The following is a 20,775-nucleotide window of genomic DNA, read 5'->3' as shown; positions in this document are numbered from 1 at the left end:
TTGTTGATTTTAATATAACACATTGACTCCTTATATGGAAATACATATAATAAGCTTATATTAATACCTTTTAAGTATGATGGAACGGAGATATTTTACGATGGAATTAAGACATATTCGTTATTTTCTGGCGGTTGCCGAGGAAATGAATTTTACAAGGGCTGCAGACAAGCTTTGTATTGCACAGCCTCCGCTAAGCCGTCAGATTCAAGATCTGGAAAATGAATTGGGCGTGAAATTATTTATCCGTAATCCGCATGCGCTCCAGCTTACAGAAGAAGGTCAGTTATTTCGCCAATATGCCATCCAGGTGATCGATCTGGTAAATAAATCTACGGAAGAAATCCGCGAAATGAAGCAGGGACTTCAGGGAACTCTTTTTCTTGCGTCCGTAGAGGGCCATGCTCCCCGTCTGTTTTCCGAGTGGATTGCGGGCTTTCATCAGCTTCATCCTCATGTCCAGTACAATCTCTGGAACGGGAACTCAGACGATGTCGTAAACCGCGTCATGAAGGGATTGTGCGATCTGGCGATCATCATGGAACCTCATAATGCAGAAGGTGTGGAAGCACTTTCCGTCTATAAAGAGCCCTGGATTGTCATGATTCCGTCCTCGCATCCACTTGCACGTCATGAAGAAAGCACCATTGAATTAGCGGAATTGGCACCTTATGACCTTATAATCCCTTCGCGTGCATCCCGTCTCCAGGAAATCAGCGGATGGTTCCAGATGACCGGTCAGAAACCTAAGATCTGCTGCCGGATTGCCCATATGCTCAATGCCTTTGAATTAACTCGCCAGGGCGTCGGAATTGCCATATATCCCGCTTCTGCAGCAGAAGTGGGCATAAGCTCTGACATTTGCATAAAAGAACTGGTCAACCCTTCCGTGACGGTTTCCTATGTCTTAATCTGGAACAAGGATCATCAACTATCCCACGTCGCCACGGAATTCATTCATTATATAAAAAAACATATTCCTGATTCTGAGTAATCTATTTGCCGGCGGATCTATCCTGCGATTCTAGCATGCGATTCGCCGGTATATATTGCTGACGGGCTTATACAGCACCGCAATCGCAACAACCATAAATATAGCATTGATCGCTGTCGCCGGAATTGACACGACCGATCCGACAAATGCCGCCGCAAATCCACTTCCAAGCAACATCATCTTAATCGTTCCCATCACAAGCTCGATCAGAATATTCAAACAGCCATAGATAATCGCACAAATAATCGCATTTCTATACTCCTTTTTCTTATCCTGCGCTGCTCTATTCTGAAGCAAATAAAAGATCGCTCCCACAATCAGACATTTTACCATTGTCTCGATAAAGACCTGTGGAATATCCTGAATATAACCATTCAATATATCAAATACAATCAGACCGATCGTTCCAGATATCGCGCCTCTTTTTCCGCCCTGAAGCAATAACCCCATTACAACAAAAATATGTCCAAAATGCACAAATGGTGTTCCTATCGCTGCCGGGAGCGGGATGCGAAATGCCTGTATTCCCAAAAATGTAATTGCTGCAAAAAAAGCGGTAATCACCATCGCTTTTACATTATCTCTCGAATTCGTTTTCACTGTTTCTGCCTCCATCACTCTTCCTACCTTTCTCTACACTCCTTTGATTTTCCAAATTATGTTATCATCAATGTGGATTTACAAAAACAGCCAGTTATTTTATATTTAACCATGCCACTTGATTATTTATGGACACACTTACTCATTTTCTAAGAAAAATCTTAAATTTTCAAATTCTGCTTGCATTTTAGGAATATCGGGTATAATATACACATATAGATGATGTAGTTTTAAAAACTACTTATTGTGATTTCAATATTTCAGGAGGTGTTACTATGGCACAGTCAATCGAAGAACACATCAAAGACCCAGGAAGCGCCATCACACATTTCATCGGAATGCTCATGGCTATATTTGCAGCAGTACCTTTGTTGATAAAGGCCGCACACGAACCAAGCAGGATATACGTAATCTCAATCGCAATCTATGCGATAAGCTTAATCCTATTATATGCGGCAAGCACCACATATCACACTTTTAATAAATCCGAGAAAATCAATACAATCTTAAAGAAAATCGATCATATGATGATCAGCGTACTCATCGCCGGAAGCTATACACCAATCTGCCTGCTGGTCCTCAAAGGGAAGACCGGAATCATTCTCCTCTCTATTGTATGGGGAATCGCAATTGTCGGGATTCTGATCAAAGCATTCTGGGTATACTGTCCAAAATGGGTATCCTCCGTGCTTTATATCGGCATGGGATGGACCTGCGTGCTGGCATTTACCCAACTGCTCAACTCCATGTCACCGGCTGCTTTCGGCTGGCTCCTCGCCGGCGGAATCATCTACACCGTAGGCGGAGTCATCTACGCATTAAAGCTGCCACTCTTCAACAGCCGCCACAAATACTTCGGCAGCCACGAGATCTTCCACCTATTCGTTATGGGCGGCAGTGCCTGCCACTTCATCGTCATGTACGCATTCGTACTTTAAAATTGGGGACGGGGGTTTTTTCATTTTCCTCCGTCCCAAATTCAAATATCCCTGTCCCTTTTTCAATTTACCCTGTCCCCAATGATCTTTTCTTTCTCTTTTCGTCGCATATGCTTGATTGCATACTCTCTTTTCATAGCCTCTTCTTTTGTTTGAAACTCCTCATAATACACCAACTTTACCGGTCGTCTTGACTTGGTATATTTCGCTCCTTTTCCCTCATTATGGGCCTTTATACGCTTTTCTATATCATTTGTCCAGCCAGTGTAGAGGGTTCCGTCTTTACATCTCACAATATATGTATAATTCATATTCCTGCTCCGACTTACTTTTCATATTGTTTATTATTATAGAAAAATTTCAACAATTGTCAAATGGGGACAGGGTAATTTGAAAAAGGGACAGGGATATTTGAATTTGGGACGGAGGAAAATGAAAAAACCCCCGTCCCCAAAACTTATTCTTCTGCCAGGTATTCGACTGGATTTACTGGTTGTCCGTCTTTTCGCATCTCGAAGTAGACGTTGCATCCTTCTACGCTGTAGTATTTGGTCGGCTGGCTGACATAACCTAACACGGTCTTTGCCTCCACGTAATCGCCGACTTTAACCGGTACTTCTTTGAGCTGACCGTAGAATAGTTCGTATCCATTGCCGATATCTACGTTAACGGTCGTTCCGGTCTCTGCCGTGACATCGATGGATTTGACGATTCCGGCTGTCGCGGAGATGACTTGGTCACCTTCGGCACCGGAGATAATGACTGCCGGATTGTACTTATACTGATCCAGGGTCGAGAAATATACGGTCTTGTCCATACTGTAGCTCATCAGGATCGTACCGTCTACCGGCCACAGAAGTGTACTGTCTTCATTAAAGCTTAAGTTCGTTCCGCTTCCGGATGTACTTTGTACTGCACTTCCGTTTCCACTGGTACCACCTGTATCAGCAGTGTCTTCCTGATTCTGGTCTTCCTGCTCCTTAGTGTCATCTTGATTGCTGACAACCAGATTGTTGGCCTCTTCCGCCGGTTCCGTATCTTTTTCATCTTCTGTATCATTGGTTTCCTCCGCCCGCGCAAGCTGTTCTTTTTGCTGTGTCGTTTTATAGTCATTGAATGTATATGTTCCAACTATTGCAATTGCTGCCACAAAGCATAATACTGCCGCAACGGTAGCAGCCTTCTTTTTCTGCGAAGGCTTCTGCTTTTTATTCATCTTATCACCACCTCTGACTATATTTTTGCCAGATCGTGATGGTCTTATTCTGTATCCAGTAATATTTCTGCGACTTCTTTGATTTCGGTTCCTTCAAAAAAATATTGTAAAATCTCTTCATATGTTTTGCCGTTTTTTGCCATTTGATTGGCTTCATACTGGCTCAGGCCCAGCCCGTGACCGATCCCTCTTGTCGTAATCCGAATCTGTCCGTTGCAGCGCTGTATGGTAAAGCATCCCGAAGCCAACTTGTATGTATTGCGAAATTCTTCGCCGCTGACATTCTCCTGTCCGACACGGACATTCAACACATATCCTGCGGTATCTGTTGCCGTAATCTCTACATCCATATCATCCACTGTCACCGTCTGCAGCTGCTTCTCGGCCTCGATATCTTCCGGGCATTCTACAATCTTAAGGTAAGGATAATCTTCACTTTCCAAGACCTCTTTGGCATCACGAGTCCATCCATTACTCAGCCGGAAAAATGGTGTCAGTGCCAGTGTATCTCCGTAATTGAGCACCTGCCCTTCGGTCTCACTCCAGATCTCCTCAAGCTTATGATAATATTTCGAATATTTGCTCCCCCATGCCTTTTCCATCTGCTTCTGTGTCCAGAAATCACCCTCCAATACCGTATCGCTTCCCGACTCATGAATCTTCTTATAGACATCCGTCCGTACCAGAATCGCCTGTGCCTTTAATGCCTCTTCTTCATAAGATGCCGGGATCTCCTTTGCTAACATTCCCACACAATATTCCTCAATCGGCATCTCCACTACGGTTCCTGCTGCAGCATCCCCACCGGCAGCTTCATCCCCTGAAGCATCCGCCACCCTTACTTTCACACACGTCTCATCCACATGCGAGTAAGAAGTAATGCTTGGCCCATTCAGGAATACCGTGACCACATATGGCAGTAATATAATAATGATGACATAACATCCGAATTTTTTGAACTTTGCTCGCATAAAAATACCCTCCCATACACTGTATGGAAGGGCCGTATATTTTATTCTATTTTTTCACGATTTGAACATCTTATTAATACTCAGGAACCTCATTATTCACTTCAACAGTCACCTTATCCAGTTTCCAGATATCATCCACATATTCCTGAATGGTTCTGTCAGAAGAGAATTTGCCACAGCAAGCAGTATTCAGAAGAGCCATCTTCGCCCATCTTTCCTTATCTTCGTAAGCTGCTCCTACCTTCTCCTGTGCCTCTGCATAAGCGCGGAAATCTTTCAGGATAAAGTACATATCTGCACGATTGCCGCCCTTGGTGTTCAGAAGAGAATTGTACAGGTCGCGGTACATCTTTGTGTCACCATTTGAGTAGGTTCCATTTACCAGCTGGTCAACGACTTTGCGCACATCCGGGTCACTGTTGTAGATATCCCATGGATTATATCCGCCATTCTGCTCAAAATTAATAACTTCATCAGAACTCAGACCAAAGATAAATGCATTCTCAATTCCGACTTCTTCCACGATCTCTACGTTTGCACCGTCCATGGTTCCAAGAGTCGGAGCACCATTTAACATGAACTTCATATTACCGGTACCGGATGCTTCTTTGGAAGCTGTTGAGATCTGCTCGCTGACATCTGCTGCCGCGAAGATCATCTCTGCATTGGATACACGGTAATCCTCGATAAATACAACTTTAATCTTGCCGTTGATGCTGCGGTCATTATTGATGACATCTGCAACAGAATTGATCAGCTTAATGATCTGTTTTGCACGGATGTATCCTGCAGATGCTTTGGCACCAAAGATAAATGTTCTTGGGAAGAAATGTTTCTCTGGATGCTCTTTGATCTGATTGTACAGATACATAACATGCATAATATTCAACAGCTGACGTTTGTATTCGTGGAGACGTTTTACCTGTACGTCAAAGATAGATCTTGGATCTACTTCGATTCCGTTGTGCTCCAGAATATATTTTGCCAGACGCTCTTTGTTCTTATACTTAATATCCATGAATTCCTGACAAGCCTTCGGATCATCGGCCAACGGCTTCAGTCCACTCATCAGAGACAGGTCTGTGATCCAGTCCTTGGTTCCAAGCTTTTCGGTTACCCAGTCAGCAAGAAGCGGGTTACCATGCATCAGGAAACGTCTCTGCGTGATACCATTTGTCTTGTTGTTGAACTTCTGTGGCATCATCTGGTAGAAATCTTTTAATTCCTGTTTCTTCAGAATCTCTGTGTGCAGTCTTGCCACACCGTTGACAGAATAACCGGCAACGATTGCAAGATGAGCCATTTTCACTTGGCCGTCTCTTAAGATTGCCATGCTCTTAACCTTATTCTCATCACCCGGATACATTGCACGGATCTGCTCGATAAAGCGGCGGTCAATCTCCTGAATGATCTGGTATACACGAGGAAGCAGTCTTGAGAACAGGTCGATCGGCCATTTCTCCAGAGCCTCTGCCATAATGGTATGGTTGGTGTATGCACAGACTTTTGTGGTGATCTCCCATGCTTCATCCCATCCCAGATTCTCTTCATCCAGCAGGATACGCATTAACTCTGCAACTGCAACTGTCGGATGTGTATCATTCATCTGCACGGTCATCTTCTCATACAACTTGTGAATGTCGTCGTGTTTTCTCTTATATTTTGCAACTGCTGCCTGAAGACTTGCAGATACGAAGAAATACTGCTGTTTCAGTCTCAGCTCTTTTCCTGCATAGTGGTTATCATTTGGATACAGTACTTCTACGATGGTTTTTGCCAGATTCTGCTGTTCAACTGCCTTGTGATAGTCTCCACGGTCAAATGACTCCAGCTGGAAGTCTACGATTGGCTCTGCATCCCAGATACGCAAGGTGTTAACCACATGGTTATTGTATCCAACGATTGGGTAATCATATGGAACCGCCATAACAGATTCGTAGTTTTCCTGTTTAAAGCGAATATCCCCAGTCTGATTATCGTACTCAACACGGATATTTCCGCCAAAGCGAACTTCCTTGGCATATTCTGGTCTTCTTAATTCAAACGGATTGCCGTCTTTCAGCCAGTTATCCGGTGTCTCTACCTGATAACCATTTTCAATCTTCTGTTTGAACATTCCATAGCGATAACGGATACCACAGCCATATGCTGCATATCCCAGAGATGCAAGTGAATCCAGGAAGCAGGCCGCAAGACGTCCCAGACCGCCATTACCAAGTGCCGGATCCGGCTCCTGATCTTCGATGGCATTGAGGTCAATTCCCATCTCGTCCAATGCTTCTTTTACTTCTGTATACGCTGTCATGTTGATCAGGTTATTACCGAGTGCTCTTCCTAACAAGAACTCCATAGACATATAATATACAATCTTCGGGTCATCTTTGTCATACTGTCTCTGTGTTGCAATCCAGTCATCAATAATCGCTTCTTTTACCGCATAAGATACTGCCTGGAATAACTGTTGAGGCGTCGCTTCTTTCACGGTTTTACGAAACAGATGCTTTACATTGCTTTCCACTTCTTTTTTAAATGCTTCTTTTTCAAATCTTGGATTATACATAATATTTTCCCTTCCTTTACTCAAGCCTGGGGCAAGATTATTTTCTTTCCACGCCAAGTGTCACTTTTTCTCCATTGATCTTCCACTCTTTTACATAACCTGAAGGTGTAGCTTTCTCCACCTTCAGTGCAAGTGTTTCATCTCCAATAGTCTCTGCATTTGCTGCAAATACTTTCTCAGCCTTCTCTGTTCCTTCATAAGTGATCTCAATCTTATCCATCACTTCAAAGCCAGCTTCCTTACGCATGGTCTGTACTTTACTGATGATCTCACGTACAAATCCTTCTTCCAGAAGCTCTTCTGACAGATTCGTATCCAGAACCACTGTGATACCATTATCATTTTCAGATACATAGCCTTCCATCTGAGCGCTTTCAATCAACAGATCTTCACGGAACAGTGTAATCTCCTGTCCGTTAATATCTAACTTCAGGGCATCTGTAGCATTCAACTCATCCATTGCTGCATTTCCGTCGATCGTACCGAGCGCTGCCTTAATGCCTCCTAACATTTTACCATATTTTGGTCCCACTGTCTTTAGTTGAGGTTTGAAAGAATATGACGTAAAATCACGGACTTCTTGTGTAAATGTCATAGTTTTTACGTTCAATTCGTCTTCCACGATCTCCTGATAGAATTCTGGAAGCTCAAAAGATGCCTTCACATACATCTGTCCAATCGGCTGACGGTTCTTGATGTTTGCAGCATTTCTGCAGGCACGTCCCATCACTACCAGCTTCAGGACTTTATCCATGTTAGACTCCAGTTCCTCATCGATATAAGCATCATTTGCAACCGGGAAGTCACACAGGTGAATACTTTCTGGCGCATCCTGATCAATGCTTCTTACCAGATTCTGGTAAATATCTTCCGTCATGAACGGAATCATCGGAGCTGCAACCTTGCAGACTTCTACAAGTGCTGTGTACAGAGTCATGTAAGCATTGATCTTATCCTGCTCCATACCCTTTGCCCAGAAACGCTCACGGCTTCTTCTTACATACCAGTTACTCATATCATCTACAAAATCCTGCAATGCTCTTGCTGCTTCCGGGATTCTGTAATTGCCAAGATCATCGTCTACTTCTTTGATCAAAGTATTCAGCTTGGACAGTAACCATTTATCCATAACGGATAATTTATCATATTCCAATGCATACTTGGTTGCATCAAATTCATCTATATTCGCATACAGTACGAAGAAAGCATAAGTATTCCACAGAGTTCCCATGAATTTGCGCTGTCCTTCGGTTACTGCTTTTCCGTGGAAACGATTTGGCAGCCACGGAGCACTATTTACATAGAAATACCAACGAATCGCATCTGCACCGTATTTCTCCAGTGCGTCAAATGGATCCACCGCATTTCCCTTGGACTTACTCATCTTCTGTCCATTCTCATCCTGCACATGGCCCAGAACGATAACGTTCTTATATGGCGCCTTGTTGAAGATCAGAGTAGAGATCGCCAGCAGAGAATAGAACCATCCACGGGTCTGGTCTACCGCTTCGGAAATGAAATCTGCCGGGAACTGCTTCTCGAACAATTCCTGATTCTCAAATGGATAGTGGTGCTGAGCAAATGGCATAGAACCAGAGTCGAACCAGCAGTCGATAACCTCTGGAACACGATGCATTTCCTTGCCACAGATCGGACACTTAATCGTCACTTCGTCAATATATGGACGGTGCAGCTCGATATCATCCGGGCAGTTGTCAGACATTTCCTTCAATTCCGCAATGCTGCCGATGGAATGCTGATGTCCGCACTCACACTCCCAGATATTCAGCGGAGTTCCCCAGTAACGGTTACGGCTGATACCCCAGTCCTGAACATTTTCCAGCCAGTCGCCGAAACGGCCCTTACCGATACTTTCTGGAATCCAGTTGATGGTATTATTATTCGCGATCAGATCGTCCTTAACATCCGTCATCTTGATGAACCAGGATTCGCGAGCGTAATAGATCAGCGGAGTATCACATCTCCAGCAGTGTGGATAACTATGCTCGAACTTCGGAGCGTCGAACAGCAGACCTCTTGCTTCCAGATCCTTCAACACTTCCGGATCAGCCTTCTTCACAAATAATCCGGCAAATGGAGTCGTCTCTCCCATATTACCCTTCTCATCAACCAGCTGAACAAACGGCATGTCGTACTTGCGTCCGACCTTAGCATCGTCTTCACCAAATGCAGGTGCGATATGAACCACACCAGTACCATCTGTCAATGTTACATAAGAATCACAGGTAATAAAGAACGCTTTCTTATTCTGCTTCGCTGCACAGTCATAAGCACACTGATACAACGGCTCATATTCCTTGTACTCCAGATCCTTTCCCTTATAAGTCTCAAGGACTTCATAATCAGCGGTTCCCTCAGCAGCGCCAGACTTCTCAGCCAGACCGCCAAGAACCGTATCCAGCAGCGCGCCAGCCATGTAATATACATAACCATCCGCAGCCTTTACCTTCACATACTCCTCATCCGGGTTCACACAGAGACCGATATTAGACGGCAATGTCCAAGGCGTCGTCGTCCATGCCAGGAAATAAGCATCCTCGCCAATAACCTTGAAACGAACGATTGCAGAACGCTCCTTGACATCCTTATATCCCTGCGCAACTTCCTGCGCAGACAGCGGAGTTCCACAACGCGGGCAGTAAGGCACGATCTTGAATCCCTTATACAGAAGACCCTTATCCCAGATCTTCTTTAATGCCCACCATTCAGACTCAATAAAGTTATTATCATACGTAACATACGGATTCTCCATATCCGCCCAGAAACCAACAGTACCTGAGAAATCCTCCCACATACCCTTGTATTTCCACACACTCTCTTTACATTTCTTAATAAATGGCTCCAGACCATACTCCTCGATCTGATCCTTTCCATCCAGGCCAAGAGCCTTCTCAACCTCCAGCTCAACCGGCAGACCGTGAGTATCCCATCCAGCCTTACGCGGAACCTCATAGCCCTTCATCGTACGGTATCTCGGAATCATATCCTTGATAACACGCGTCAGCACATGCCCGATGTGCGGCTTGCCATTCGCAGTCGGAGGACCATCGTAGAACGTGTAAAGGGCATTTCCCTCACGCTCCTTCATACTCTTCTCAAAGATGTGATTCTCCTCCCAGAACTTCTCAGTAGCCTTCTCCCTGTCCACAAAATTCAAATCTGTAGAAACCTTCTTATACATAATAACCTCCTTGGGGACGTAGTACTTTTGCAAAGTACTACGTCCCAAAATAAAAAATGTGGTGTACCTAATTGAAAAATGCCCTGTACCCAAAATGATTTTTTTGTAGAAACAGAACAAAAAAGCTTCCGTCCTGAATAGGACGAAAGCTGTACTTACGTTTATAAACCACCTAAACATACTATCATATGTCTTCTCTGTAACGGGCGAATCCCGGCAGCCTTTACTCGGTTCAACTTACCGCCTTTCAGGAACTGCAACTCGGAAGTGATATTCAGATATATTCTACTTGTATCAGGCTCCCACCATCCCCGATTCTCTGCATCGTTCAAATATAACCTACTGTCTTCGTCAACATTTTTCTCAATATGCGGTATTATTATACTGAAAAACCCCTTGATTCGTCAAGGGATTTTTTCACAATGATTCTGCATATTTTTCGTCACATTGTATAAAGGGGACAGGGAAAATCGAAAAAGGGACAGGGATATTTTAATTTGGGACGGAGGAAAATGAAAAAACCCCCGTCCCAAATTACTTTCGTTTTCTGACGATCAGCGTGCGTAAAAATACTGCAATCAGCACCAGTAATAAGATGCCGGCTACGAGGATGATGATTTTTTCGGCCAGGGATTTTTTGCCGAATTTCTCGACGAGCTTTTCCCACAGATTTTTCTCATTCTCTTCAGATTTTTCTTTTGTCTGTGCTTGCAGCTCTTTGACATCCTGCACTTTTGCGGAGTGTTCTGCCAGATAAGATTGGCTTAGCACAGCCCGGGCAGAGCCAACTACTTGATCATCATAGCGATATTCTAGTGTGGCCTCTGTACTTGTCCCGCCATCTGGAATAATCTCCATAGCCAAGTCTGTGAATTCCACGCCATTTGGCACCACGGCATATCCACTACATTCATCCACATCTTCTGATGTTTCGTTCTCTGCCACGGAGATCTTCTGGAAGTTGGCAAATGCATAATCGAAGAGATTTCTTGTATCGGGGTATATATTTGCCCCGTGGGTACGCAGTACGACGCACACCAACTGTAAGTTTCCGTTATCTGCCATGGTGATCAGCGTAGACAGTGCATCGGACGTGTATCCGGTCTTTCCACCAATCGCATATTCATAATAATTCGAGTTCCCTGGAATCAGCATCTTATGCTTCTGCTGGAAGACGTGCTGCTCCGTGGTCTCTGATTCAGGAATCTCGTAATTCAAAGTCTGTACAATACTGAAGAATTCTGGATACTTGAACAACTCTCTTCCAATCAGTGCCATGTCCCTCGCACAGGTATAATGATTCGGGTCGTGCAGCCCATTGGTGTTCACGAAATTCGAATTCTCTCCGCCCAGTTCCTTGCACCGGGTATTCATCTGTTCCAGGAACCAGTTATAATCGTAACCGGCATTGATTCCCACACTTTCTCCCACCGCATAAGCCGCCTCATTGGCCGATGCAAGCAGCATTGCGTGCAATGCCTGATCCAGCGAGATGATGTTGCCTTCTTTCAAGCCCACCGAAGAATCTCCCGGCTGCAGAAATGCTACGCTGTCATGGGAAAATGTCACCGTATCCGTCAGCTGTCCATTCTCCAACGCCACTAACGCTGTCAGCACTTTGGTAATACTTGCCGGATAGTGGTGATCGTCAATATTCTTCGCATACAGGATCGCTCCCGTCTCTACCTCCATCACAATCGCCGCCTCGCCGTAGGTTCCGGGTCCCTGAGGCCAGTTCTCCCACCCATTACTCTCAACCGCCATCGCATAGACCTGCTGCTGCAACTCCTGCTCCGCTTTTTCGGCTTTCTCCTGCTCCGTCAGCCCTTCGTCCCCCTCTTCTGCCGCCTCTGTGGCCGATGCCGTCAGGATCATTCCCGGACAGATTCCACCACATAAGATGACCGACAAGATGACCACCATCAAAAAGGCCGCCAGGATCTGCCTGCCTCTTTTCATAGATATTTCCTCCGTACATTCCGAGCACTCTTTACAGAGCACGCTCTATATCTCCCATTTATTTTATCATATCTCCCTCTTTATTTCCACGTACAATATTTCCATGTACAATGTTATGCACAATATGAATACTCTATATAAATCAACACCCGCGCACCATACACAAAAAGGAGAGTACACGCCTCTCCTTTTATCACAAACCATATTAAAGCCTTACCATTCATGCAGCCATCCAGCAATTAATACAGCAATTCCTCCAGGAACTTCTTATTCGCATCAAAATCTATCTCCAATACTGCCATCCCCTCATAGGTGATATCCGTATAAGTTCCATCCTGCGGAAGACTTGCCTGCTGCATCTTCAGATTATCTACCGCCAGGACATCCTTGGCCATATCGTAGATCTCTGTCACGCTCATATTCGTCTCAACTTGATTCATACAGTAATTGATCAGCGAGAGAATGGAGGAAGGATCTTTATCTTCCATTACTTTGCGGTATATTCCGTACATGACGCTCCGCTGCCTTCGCGTTCTCTCAAAATCACTTCCCAGCGTACGGTTTCTGGCATGTGCCAGTGCCTGAGAACCTGTCAGGATCACATCGCCGGACTGGATATTCGGCATACCGTTCTGACGATAATATTCTGCCTCTTCTTCAGAAATATATACCTTCACGCCGCCGATCTCGTCGATAATGCCAACCAGATTTTCAAAATTAATGGTAATATAATTCTGAATATCCAGATCATAGGTCTTATTAATGGTATTGATCGTAAGACCGACCCCTCCATATGCGTAGGTATGACCAAGTCTGCTCTTACCATAGCCATCAATATCTACCAGAGAATCTCGTAAGAAAGAAACCACCGTAGATTTATTTTCCTTTTTGTTAAATGAAACCAGCATCATACTGTCAGAACGTCCCATGTCTGAATTCGGATCTCTGGAATCTGTACCGACCAGCAGCACATTGTATACCTCGTCATCCTTCTGGTCCGCCTCTGCAATTTTTACAGACTTCGCCTTTGGATCCACCTCATCTGCAGGAACGATATCAACCGTGTCTTTGTAGAATTTCCAGATAATAGAACCATAGACACCTACAATCAGCAGTATCACTGCCAATATGACAATTCCTATAATTTTCCGCTTTTTATGCTTTCTGAAAAACTTCATCTACAGTGCCTCCTTAATCCTTAATGACTCGTCCGTCTTGATCCTGTGTTCCTTTTTCTGCATCCGTATTATTTCCATAATGACTCCGGCTTCCATAACGCCCATAGCCGCCGTAACGCTTATATCCATAGCTGTAACCATATCCATATCCACGGCTTCTGCCTGAACTGTCACTGTTAAATACATAACCGATGATGTGGATTCCGCTCATCGCAAGAGCCTGCACACCTTCCCGGATCTGCCTCATCTTCGTATGGTCATAACGCACCACATAGAGCGCTGCATCCACATATCGTGCAAGTACCGGGGCATCTGCCAGCAATCCTGACGGGGCCGTATCAAATATGACAACATCCGCCTGCTTGATCAATGCCTGAACCAACGCCCGCATGCTCTTTGAACTCAGAAGCTTCGTATTTCCTTCGTCATTCTCACCACCGTAGAGCACCTTCAGACTTCCATTTTGCACTTCTACATTTACCATAGCATCCTTAATGGCAACTTCCTTTTTCAGAACCGCTCCAAGCCCAGGGTGCTTCTCCTGTTCATTCATCACACCCGCAACAGATGGATTTCTCATATCACAATCCACAAGGATTACCTTCTTCCCCTGCTTCGCGATTGAGATAGCCAGATTCGCCGCAAGTGTCGTCTTACCTTCTCCTGGAATGGAGCTGGTAATCAGAAGAGACTGGAAACCATTCTCCTCCATATCCCGCATTACCTTAATTCTTATTTTTCGGATTGCTTCCACATATCCTTGTGAGATTCTTTCATTCAACAGACTTAACGTATTGTGAAATGTCTCTTTCTTACGCTTCTTCACCCGAATATACGGAACACTTCCACAATCCATCAGATTCAATTGCTTTTTTAATTCTTTCTTGGACTTCACCGTTCTTCTCTGCAACACATAGAGAACCAGTATGACACATCCAATCAAAGCTCCTTTTAAAGCGCCTCTCTTATAGGAACCTCGAATTACCTCTGAACGCTTTGTATCTGACGGAATTCCCGTCTCATCCAACACAGTGAGTTGCGTCTTTCCCACAACAAACTCTGCTACCTGCGGATAATTGTCTAACACAGAGACCAGTGTATTATACGCCACCTGCGGGTCATCTGCCGTCACAGAGATTGTGAGCAGGTTGGTTCCCTCATCCGCCTCTGCGCTAATCGTACCTGGAAGGGCATTCACTCCCAGATCTTCCGCCACTACATCTTCCAGAACACCGCTGGTAAGAATGTACGGAAATATCTGTGCCATATCCTGCGCAGAACTTCCAGTGGTAGAATTCACCGATACCGTCGCCGACGCAACATATTGAGACACATAAGTAGTTGTAGCAGTAAAATAATTCTTCACTGCAAAAAACACAGTCAAAACTACGATCAGCCACCATAACTTACGCACTCCTTGACAAAAGTCAACCAGAAGTGACGTAAGATCCATCTTCTCAGGCGCTTCCCGAGATTCCTTTCCGGACATTGCTCTATAATCTTCCATATGCCTCAATTCCCTCTATTCTTATTATAATTCCCATAATGACCATATTGTCCATATCCATACTTGCCATAATAGCGTCCGACCGAGCTGTCTGCCACACTGGAAAATGTCTGGACTCCATTGAGCACAACACCCAGGATCTTCGTATGATTATCACGAAAATCATCCATAATATCATTGATATCTTCAGCCAGCATATAATTCTGTCTTACCACCATCAATACCGCATCTGCACACTGTGCAAATACCTGCGCATCTCCAAGGAGACCTGCCGGTGGAGTATCAATGATTACATAATCCGCATATTTTCTACATGCATTTATCAGCTTCGGAAGCTTATCTGTATGAAGAATCTCAGTGGAAGAAGAATAACAGTTTCTTCCGCCAAGGAAGAACAGATGCGGTCGTTCCCCTTTCATCAATATATCCGTCAGCACACCAGAACCTTTCAGGAATTCACCCAGCTCATTCTTCTCCTCAACCTTCAGATCAAAAATCAGGAACTGAGAAGGCCTGCGGATATCACCATCAACAAGGATTACCTTCTTCCCTTGCTCCGCAAGACTGATTGCAAGGTTCGCTGCCACCGTAGACTTTCCTTCATTCTCCGCGGCACTTGTAACCACCAGAACCTTGCGGTCATCCTTCGCCATCTGATATTCCACTTTCGCCGCCAGCTTCTTGTAACTCTCTACAAACGGGAAACTTGCAATTGGATTATCGATCAGCGCAGCAGATTTCTTATGATGTACGAACTCCTGTAACGTCTTGTATTTGAATTCATAACTAATCGCACCAAGACTTCTCGCATCCAGTTTCTTCTCAATCTCTTTCTCCTGCTTGACCGAATTCTGCATAAAGGATAAGAGGCCGAATAAGAGGACACATATTCCGGCTCCACCTAAGAATCCCTTCTTCATCTCTCTTCTCGTGTTCAATGGATTGGTCGATGCATAAGGCATCTTCGGTTCTTCCAGCACACTAAGGACTGCATTTCCCACCGTATAAATGGACACTTCTGAGTAGTGCTCCATGATCGTCCGGATAATATCTATGGAATCCTTCGCCGTATCTGCGGTCACATTAAGCGTGAGCAGATTGGTCCCTTCCTTTACCTCCGTAGTAATCTTCGCATCTACTTCTTCCATTCCAAGATTCTCACAGATAATCTTCTCCATGACATTACTTTTTAATACCTTTTCAAAGGTCTGTGCCATACTGTATGCTGCTGAAAGATTACTGTAAGTATTATTGCTTCCTTTGGAACCGACAACAAATGTAGCCGTCGTCGTATATTCCGGGACATATTGTACACTCGTTACTACATAGGTCAACATCGCTCCTGCAAGTGCTCCCAGAAGAATCACCCACCAATTCCTGAGAATATCCTGCACCAGAGTAAAAAGATCGACTCCCGAATCAACTGCTGCCGATATCTCGTCTCTATTTTTCTCATCTCTGCTCATTCTATTCTCCTTCCACAACCACATACAACTTGGTAACTGCAGTCACACCACTGTCACCTGTATAAGTAAATTCCACCGTATAGACACCTGGATTCTCATAATCTACATAAGATGCAATTCCGATTGCCTCCCTGGTTCCGGCAATCATAGCACCATCCGCTTCATAAGTATATTCCGTTCCATTTTTCTCAATTCCAATCAGGTAAGTTGCCGGATCAATGGGTTGATTCACCGTTGTATATGCGATATACTCTGACAGAAGCGGATACTCCTTATAACGCTCCTGACGGTCATCTGAATCCGTAATCGTCATCTCTGCCGCTACCGAACACACATCTCCTGCACTGTTGCTGACCTGCAGAGTCACCGGAAATGTCCCTGCCTGTCCACTATAATAACTGTTATCCACAATCGTACGAATCTGATTGGTCAGATCCCCATCCAGACAATCCTCCGCGGACAGATACTCTGACATCGTAGTATCCGCCTGATCTGTACTGGAAAAACGCAGAGGCTTCAGCATGTGGATCTTCGGAGACGTATAATCTGTATATTCCACCGTCCGTTCCATAGTTGCCATATTATTGGCCTTGTCAAAAACCACATACGTCACGGTACGCTTATTATTAATAAAATGTGACATTGCGGAGATGCGAATAGAATCTGTAATATCCCCATCTTTATTATCCTTCGCCGTAACCCCCTTTAAGAGAGCCTCCTCCTGATCTGCCACACTGACGGACACCGTATCTTCCTTGCACTGAATCTCTGGTGCCGTATGATCTTCCAACACTCTTAACTTCACCTGATATCCTGCAAACAGAATACACGACACGGCAAATATTATACATATAACTATTCTTAATCTTCTCATACTCTACTTCCTTATCTATATATCATACTCAGAAAACTCGATTGGTTTCCGTTTCAATATGGGGCTATTATTGCAGATTCTCTCAGGATTGTGTTTGAACACGAGATCTGTGCATCTCTTAGAATACTCCTCACACACTTCCTCATATGCATCCAACATATACGGTGTCCTCTGAAACGGACTGTGTGCATCACTTGCCACAACAGAGACCAGATTATGCTTAAGCATACGATAAGCGGCTCTTTGTGCCTTTCTCCCGAATCTCCCCTGAAAACTCCCCTTATTCACTTGTATCACACATCCTCTCAGTCTCCACTGATACGCAATCTGCGGCCGGTCCTGAATAAATTCATATCGCTCCGCATGCGCAACTACTGGCTTGGCACCTACCGCACACATCCTGCGCAGCAGATCCGTTGCAAAATCAGGATCTTCATCAAAAGAAAATTCCACCAACACATAGCGACTCTGATTGAGCGGCATAATCTTCCCATCCACAAGCAGATCCGGCAGATTATCCGTCGCAAAAGCCTCCATTCCCGGATACAGCCTAAGCGGAATCTTCTCCCTTGCCAACGCCTGTACACTATCCTGGAACACCTTGACATAAGCATCGCTAAAATAATTATCAAAAAGTCCCGGCAGATTACAGTGCGGCGTCGCCACCATAGCCTTCACACCACTGTCTACCGCCATTCTCGCCATCTCAAGAGTATCGTATATATCCTCGGCCCCGTCATCTATACCTGGTAAAATATGCGCATGTATATCTATCATTTTATCATCCTTTATTCATGCAATAATGTGTAATTATATCACAAAATGCATTCTCTGTGTAAAAAACTACTAAAAATCCATCGCCATCTTTCCAGCTTCTTCCTCTGACAGTTCAGTGACCGTCGTTTCCATCACCCGGTATACCCGCTGACACATATTCAACACACTCGGCCGGTGCGTCGTCACAATACAAGTCTTGTTCGGCCGCTGACTGATAATATTTCTCAGCACCTGCCGTTCCGTCGTTACATCTAATGCAGACGTTGCTTCATCCAGCAGCAGGATCGGAGCATCCCGAAGCACTGCCCGTGCGATTGCAATCCTCTGAGCCTGTCCTTCCGAAAAGCCACGGCCTCTCTCACCGATATTACTATTGATCGTCTCCGGCATCTTTCCGACAAAATCCCATGCACAGGATACCTTCAACGCCTCAATAATCTCCTCATCCGTGGCATCTTCCTTCACCATCCGCATATTTTCCGCAATCGTCCCCGACAGAATTGTATTTCCCTGGGGAACATAGGCAAAGAGATGTCTCGTCTCCACATTCATCTCCACTTCACTTCCATCCAAGCCCCTGATGACCGCCTGTCCCGCTTCCGGACGAATCAATCCAAGGATCAGACGAATCATGGTTGTCTTACCTTCTCCAGACGGTCCTACCAAAGCCACGATCTCTCCCGGGCATGCCTGGAACGAAGACTTTGTAATTACCCGTGTTCCTTCCACATAGGAAAAATCCACATCCCGCATCCGCACTTCGAATCCATGCTCTGCAAGCGCATCCAGCTTACTGCTCTCCGCAATATGCACTTCCTTCGGAAGCTGTGCCAGCTCCCGGATACGGTGCGCAGATATAGAACTGTTTAAAAAGTTCGGAATAATCGAAATCACATTATTAAACGCAGAATTCAGGTTGCCTCTCTGCTGCAAGAACAATGTCATCGTTCCATACGTAATATCATGCGTCCACAGACGGAACAGACAGTAGCCAAATGCCGCATACTGCACGATCATTCCCATGATTGACATGAATATCCCTGTCTTAATAGAGAACATATTGTACTCCAGACTAACATCCTTATATTTGCGCTGCCATTCCCTCATCTTCTTGCCATATAAAGAAGAGATGCCAAAAGACTTGATCGTATCAAAATTATAAAAAGTCTCCACCTCGAACGTCATCATATCACTGTTCATCTCTTTGACTTTTCTGGCATACTCCCGCTGCTTCGAGATCAAAAACTTCGACATCAGAAGCATCACCGGCGCACTGGCAAATGCAAGCAGAGACATAATCTTATCATAATGCCAGATGACAACGAACGTAGCGATAAAATTATAGACTGCAATCACAATCGTCGGAAGCCAGCTGATCGCGTTACTGCTGATTGTACTCACATCACTGTTAAAACGGTTCAGCACATCTCCATTGCTGTACTTATTAATCTCCAGCCAGTCTGCATCTATAATCTTATCAAATATATCCGCCTGAATATCATTATTAATATAGATACTCAGCTTCGCTGACACACGATTGATCACATTGGAAAACACCAGACTGAACACCGCACTTCCCAGTGTAATCGCAATCATGATCCACAGCTTGCTCGTCTGATATCCGGTAATAATATCAATCATATACTTACTCGCCACACTGCTCACAAGCCCCATGGATGTACTGAATATACCAAGCAGCGTATAGAATATGATCGCACCCTTGTATCTCTTACTATAGGAAAATATCCATTTCCAGTCATCAATGATCTCCGAAAATGTCCCATCCTTCCATCTCTTTATCAATATATCCAACGATTCAAAGGATATTCCTTTTCCACTTTGATTTTCTTCCATCTAATTCCTCCACGTATCAGAACTTCTATCTTCTTATCTTCGCGTACACGATCATGATCATACGCCGTACCGGTATCATATGAAGCCACACATGCTCAAAAAACTCCCACCAGAAGTCTCCGGGCTCTATCCATCTGCCCTTTCTCTGCACCTTTGTCACAATTGCAAAGATCTGTTCCCCAGGGATCGGCCCTTCTATGTCAGTCTGCGCATCCCCGACGATATAATATCCTTCCGGACGCACCTTCCAGATCCGGTGCATCACATACTGCCCGCTCTTCCTCTGAAAAAATACAATATCCCCCTTACGAAGTTCCCGGTCCGGCTGCCGGAAATACACATAGTCGCGTTCATGAATCAAGAACGGAGACATACTGCTGCCAGCCACCAGAAGGCTTACTTCCTTTCCCTCCTGCACCAGATCCTTCAATACAGATAAATACTCCTGCGTATCAACTCTTCTCATGGATACCCTCCACTCTGCCATATGCTTATACAAAAGTATTGTAACACAAATCGATACCTCATGGCACAGATTTCTTGCAAATACACACGGGTCTTTGACACTTGTATTTTAGAAATATTATAAAGAACCTTTTATTTAAGCCATTTGTGGCTTATTTTTTTGTCAAATTTTACATTTTTATCTGTACTTGTTTGTGCTTGTGTGTTATAATGG

General features: G+C 44.6%; 17 protein-coding genes. 2 read left to right on the top strand and 15 right to left on the bottom strand.

Going from position 1 to position 20,775, the window contains the following annotated elements; genetic code table 11:
- Positions 1–100: 100 nt before the first annotated feature.
- Complete coding sequence (locus ACQRBH_RS14070; protein WP_427762191.1) at positions 101–994, top strand: LysR family transcriptional regulator; 894 nt, start codon at positions 101–103, stop codon at positions 992–994.
- A 30-nt stretch (positions 995–1,024) separates the two neighbouring features.
- On the opposite strand, the gene ACQRBH_RS14065 is transcribed toward ACQRBH_RS14070, so the two are convergent.
- On the bottom strand, positions 1,025–1,594 hold the full coding sequence (locus ACQRBH_RS14065; RefSeq protein ID WP_427744506.1) for an ECF transporter S component: 570 nt from the start codon (positions 1,592–1,594) through the stop codon (positions 1,025–1,027).
- Positions 1,595–1,869: 275 nt separating this feature from the next.
- On the opposite strand from ACQRBH_RS14065, the gene trhA reads away from it, so the two are divergent.
- Complete coding sequence (trhA, locus tag ACQRBH_RS14060) at positions 1,870–2,532, top strand: PAQR family membrane homeostasis protein TrhA (protein ID WP_235232480.1); 663 nt, start codon at positions 1,870–1,872, stop codon at positions 2,530–2,532.
- Between the two features lie 62 nt (positions 2,533–2,594).
- On the opposite strand, the gene ACQRBH_RS14055 is transcribed toward trhA, so the two are convergent.
- The 14 genes from ACQRBH_RS14055 to ACQRBH_RS13990 form a co-directional block, all read right to left on the bottom strand.
- Positions 2,595–2,843: a GIY-YIG nuclease family protein gene (locus ACQRBH_RS14055; RefSeq protein WP_427744508.1), complete on the bottom strand. Its 249-nt coding sequence runs from the start codon at positions 2,841–2,843 to the stop codon at positions 2,595–2,597.
- Between the two features lie 146 nt (positions 2,844–2,989).
- A complete protein-coding gene (locus ACQRBH_RS14050; protein WP_427762190.1) occupies positions 2,990–3,748 on the bottom strand; it encodes a peptidoglycan DD-metalloendopeptidase family protein in 759 nt (252 codons plus the stop codon).
- Between the two features lie 44 nt (positions 3,749–3,792).
- Entirely contained in the window at positions 3,793–4,719 is a 927-nt protein-coding gene (locus ACQRBH_RS14045; protein WP_427762188.1) for a SpoIID/LytB domain-containing protein, read from the bottom strand.
- 73 nt (positions 4,720–4,792) lie between these two features.
- Complete coding sequence (locus tag ACQRBH_RS14040) at positions 4,793–7,279, bottom strand: glycogen/starch/alpha-glucan phosphorylase (protein ID WP_427762187.1); 2,487 nt, start codon at positions 7,277–7,279, stop codon at positions 4,793–4,795.
- 37 nt (positions 7,280–7,316) lie between these two features.
- Positions 7,317–10,481 (bottom strand): isoleucine--tRNA ligase, encoded by a 3,165-nt coding sequence (ileS, locus tag ACQRBH_RS14035; RefSeq protein WP_427762186.1) that lies wholly within the window; start codon positions 10,479–10,481, stop codon positions 7,317–7,319.
- A 161-nt stretch (positions 10,482–10,642) separates the two neighbouring features.
- Entirely contained in the window at positions 10,643–10,813 is a 171-nt protein-coding gene (locus ACQRBH_RS14030) for a hypothetical protein (protein ID WP_235232486.1), read from the bottom strand.
- 202 nt (positions 10,814–11,015) lie between these two features.
- Entirely contained in the window at positions 11,016–12,440 is a 1,425-nt protein-coding gene (locus ACQRBH_RS14025) for a D-alanyl-D-alanine carboxypeptidase family protein (protein ID WP_427762185.1), read from the bottom strand.
- A gap of 239 nt (positions 12,441–12,679) precedes the next feature.
- Entirely contained in the window at positions 12,680–13,618 is a 939-nt protein-coding gene (locus ACQRBH_RS14020; RefSeq protein ID WP_427762184.1) for an LCP family protein, read from the bottom strand.
- A gap of 13 nt (positions 13,619–13,631) precedes the next feature.
- Positions 13,632–15,125, bottom strand: coding sequence for a polysaccharide biosynthesis tyrosine autokinase (locus ACQRBH_RS14015; protein WP_427762182.1), 1,494 nt, complete (start codon positions 15,123–15,125; stop codon positions 13,632–13,634).
- A 5-nt stretch (positions 15,126–15,130) separates the two neighbouring features.
- Positions 15,131–16,591, bottom strand: a complete 1,461-nt coding sequence (locus ACQRBH_RS14010) for a polysaccharide biosynthesis tyrosine autokinase (RefSeq protein ID WP_427762181.1) — start codon at positions 16,589–16,591, stop codon at positions 15,131–15,133.
- Between the two features lies 1 nt (position 16,592).
- A complete protein-coding gene (locus ACQRBH_RS14005; protein WP_427762180.1) occupies positions 16,593–17,465 on the bottom strand; it encodes a hypothetical protein in 873 nt (290 codons plus the stop codon).
- Between the two features lie 15 nt (positions 17,466–17,480).
- Positions 17,481–18,242: a tyrosine-protein phosphatase gene (locus tag ACQRBH_RS14000; RefSeq protein WP_427762178.1), complete on the bottom strand. Its 762-nt coding sequence runs from the start codon at positions 18,240–18,242 to the stop codon at positions 17,481–17,483.
- A gap of 69 nt (positions 18,243–18,311) precedes the next feature.
- Entirely contained in the window at positions 18,312–20,096 is a 1,785-nt protein-coding gene (locus tag ACQRBH_RS13995) for an ABC transporter ATP-binding protein (protein ID WP_427762176.1), read from the bottom strand.
- Positions 20,097–20,121: 25 nt separating this feature from the next.
- The gene (locus tag ACQRBH_RS13990; RefSeq protein WP_427762173.1) at positions 20,122–20,562 is read right to left on the bottom strand and encodes a S24/S26 family peptidase; all 441 of its coding nucleotides are present in this window, start codon (positions 20,560–20,562) and stop codon (positions 20,122–20,124) included.
- Positions 20,563–20,775: the final 213 nt, after the last annotated feature.

This window comes from Bariatricus sp. SGI.161 (assembly GCF_050313695.1).
GTDB lineage: Bacteria > Bacillota > Clostridia > Lachnospirales > Lachnospiraceae > JAFBIX01.
Note: the sequence above shows the minus strand (reverse complement) of the source record. Positions and strands in the feature narration are given on the sequence as shown.

What these genes read in the sequence shown, in the direction of transcription:
- ACQRBH_RS14070 (WP_427762191.1), top strand. Translation starts at nt 101, where the DNA reads ATGGAATTAAGACATATTCGTTATTTTCTGGCGGTTGCCGAGGAAATG.
- trhA (WP_235232480.1), top strand. Translation starts at nt 1,870, where the DNA reads ATGGCACAGTCAATCGAAGAACACATCAAAGACCCAGGAAGCGCCATC.
- ACQRBH_RS14055 (WP_427744508.1), bottom strand. Translation starts at nt 2,843, where the DNA reads ATGAATTATACATATATTGTGAGATGTAAAGACGGAACCCTCTACACT.
- ACQRBH_RS14050 (WP_427762190.1), bottom strand. Translation starts at nt 3,748, where the DNA reads ATGAATAAAAAGCAGAAGCCTTCGCAGAAAAAGAAGGCTGCTACCGTT.
- ACQRBH_RS14045 (WP_427762188.1), bottom strand. Translation starts at nt 4,719, where the DNA reads ATGCGAGCAAAGTTCAAAAAATTCGGATGTTATGTCATCATTATTATA.
- ACQRBH_RS14040 (WP_427762187.1), bottom strand. Translation starts at nt 7,279, where the DNA reads ATGTATAATCCAAGATTTGAAAAAGAAGCATTTAAAAAAGAAGTGGAA.
- ileS (WP_427762186.1), bottom strand. Translation starts at nt 10,481, where the DNA reads ATGTATAAGAAGGTTTCTACAGATTTGAATTTTGTGGACAGGGAGAAG.
- ACQRBH_RS14025 (WP_427762185.1), bottom strand. Translation starts at nt 12,440, where the DNA reads ATGAAAAGAGGCAGGCAGATCCTGGCGGCCTTTTTGATGGTGGTCATC.
- ACQRBH_RS14020 (WP_427762184.1), bottom strand. Translation starts at nt 13,618, where the DNA reads ATGAAGTTTTTCAGAAAGCATAAAAAGCGGAAAATTATAGGAATTGTC.
- ACQRBH_RS14015 (WP_427762182.1), bottom strand. Translation starts at nt 15,125, where the DNA reads ATGGAAGATTATAGAGCAATGTCCGGAAAGGAATCTCGGGAAGCGCCT.
- ACQRBH_RS14010 (WP_427762181.1), bottom strand. Translation starts at nt 16,591, where the DNA reads ATGAGCAGAGATGAGAAAAATAGAGACGAGATATCGGCAGCAGTTGAT.
- ACQRBH_RS14005 (WP_427762180.1), bottom strand. Translation starts at nt 17,465, where the DNA reads ATGAGAAGATTAAGAATAGTTATATGTATAATATTTGCCGTGTCGTGT.
- ACQRBH_RS14000 (WP_427762178.1), bottom strand. Translation starts at nt 18,242, where the DNA reads ATGATAGATATACATGCGCATATTTTACCAGGTATAGATGACGGGGCC.
- ACQRBH_RS13995 (WP_427762176.1), bottom strand. Translation starts at nt 20,096, where the DNA reads ATGGAAGAAAATCAAAGTGGAAAAGGAATATCCTTTGAATCGTTGGAT.
- ACQRBH_RS13990 (WP_427762173.1), bottom strand. Translation starts at nt 20,562, where the DNA reads ATGAGAAGAGTTGATACGCAGGAGTATTTATCTGTATTGAAGGATCTG.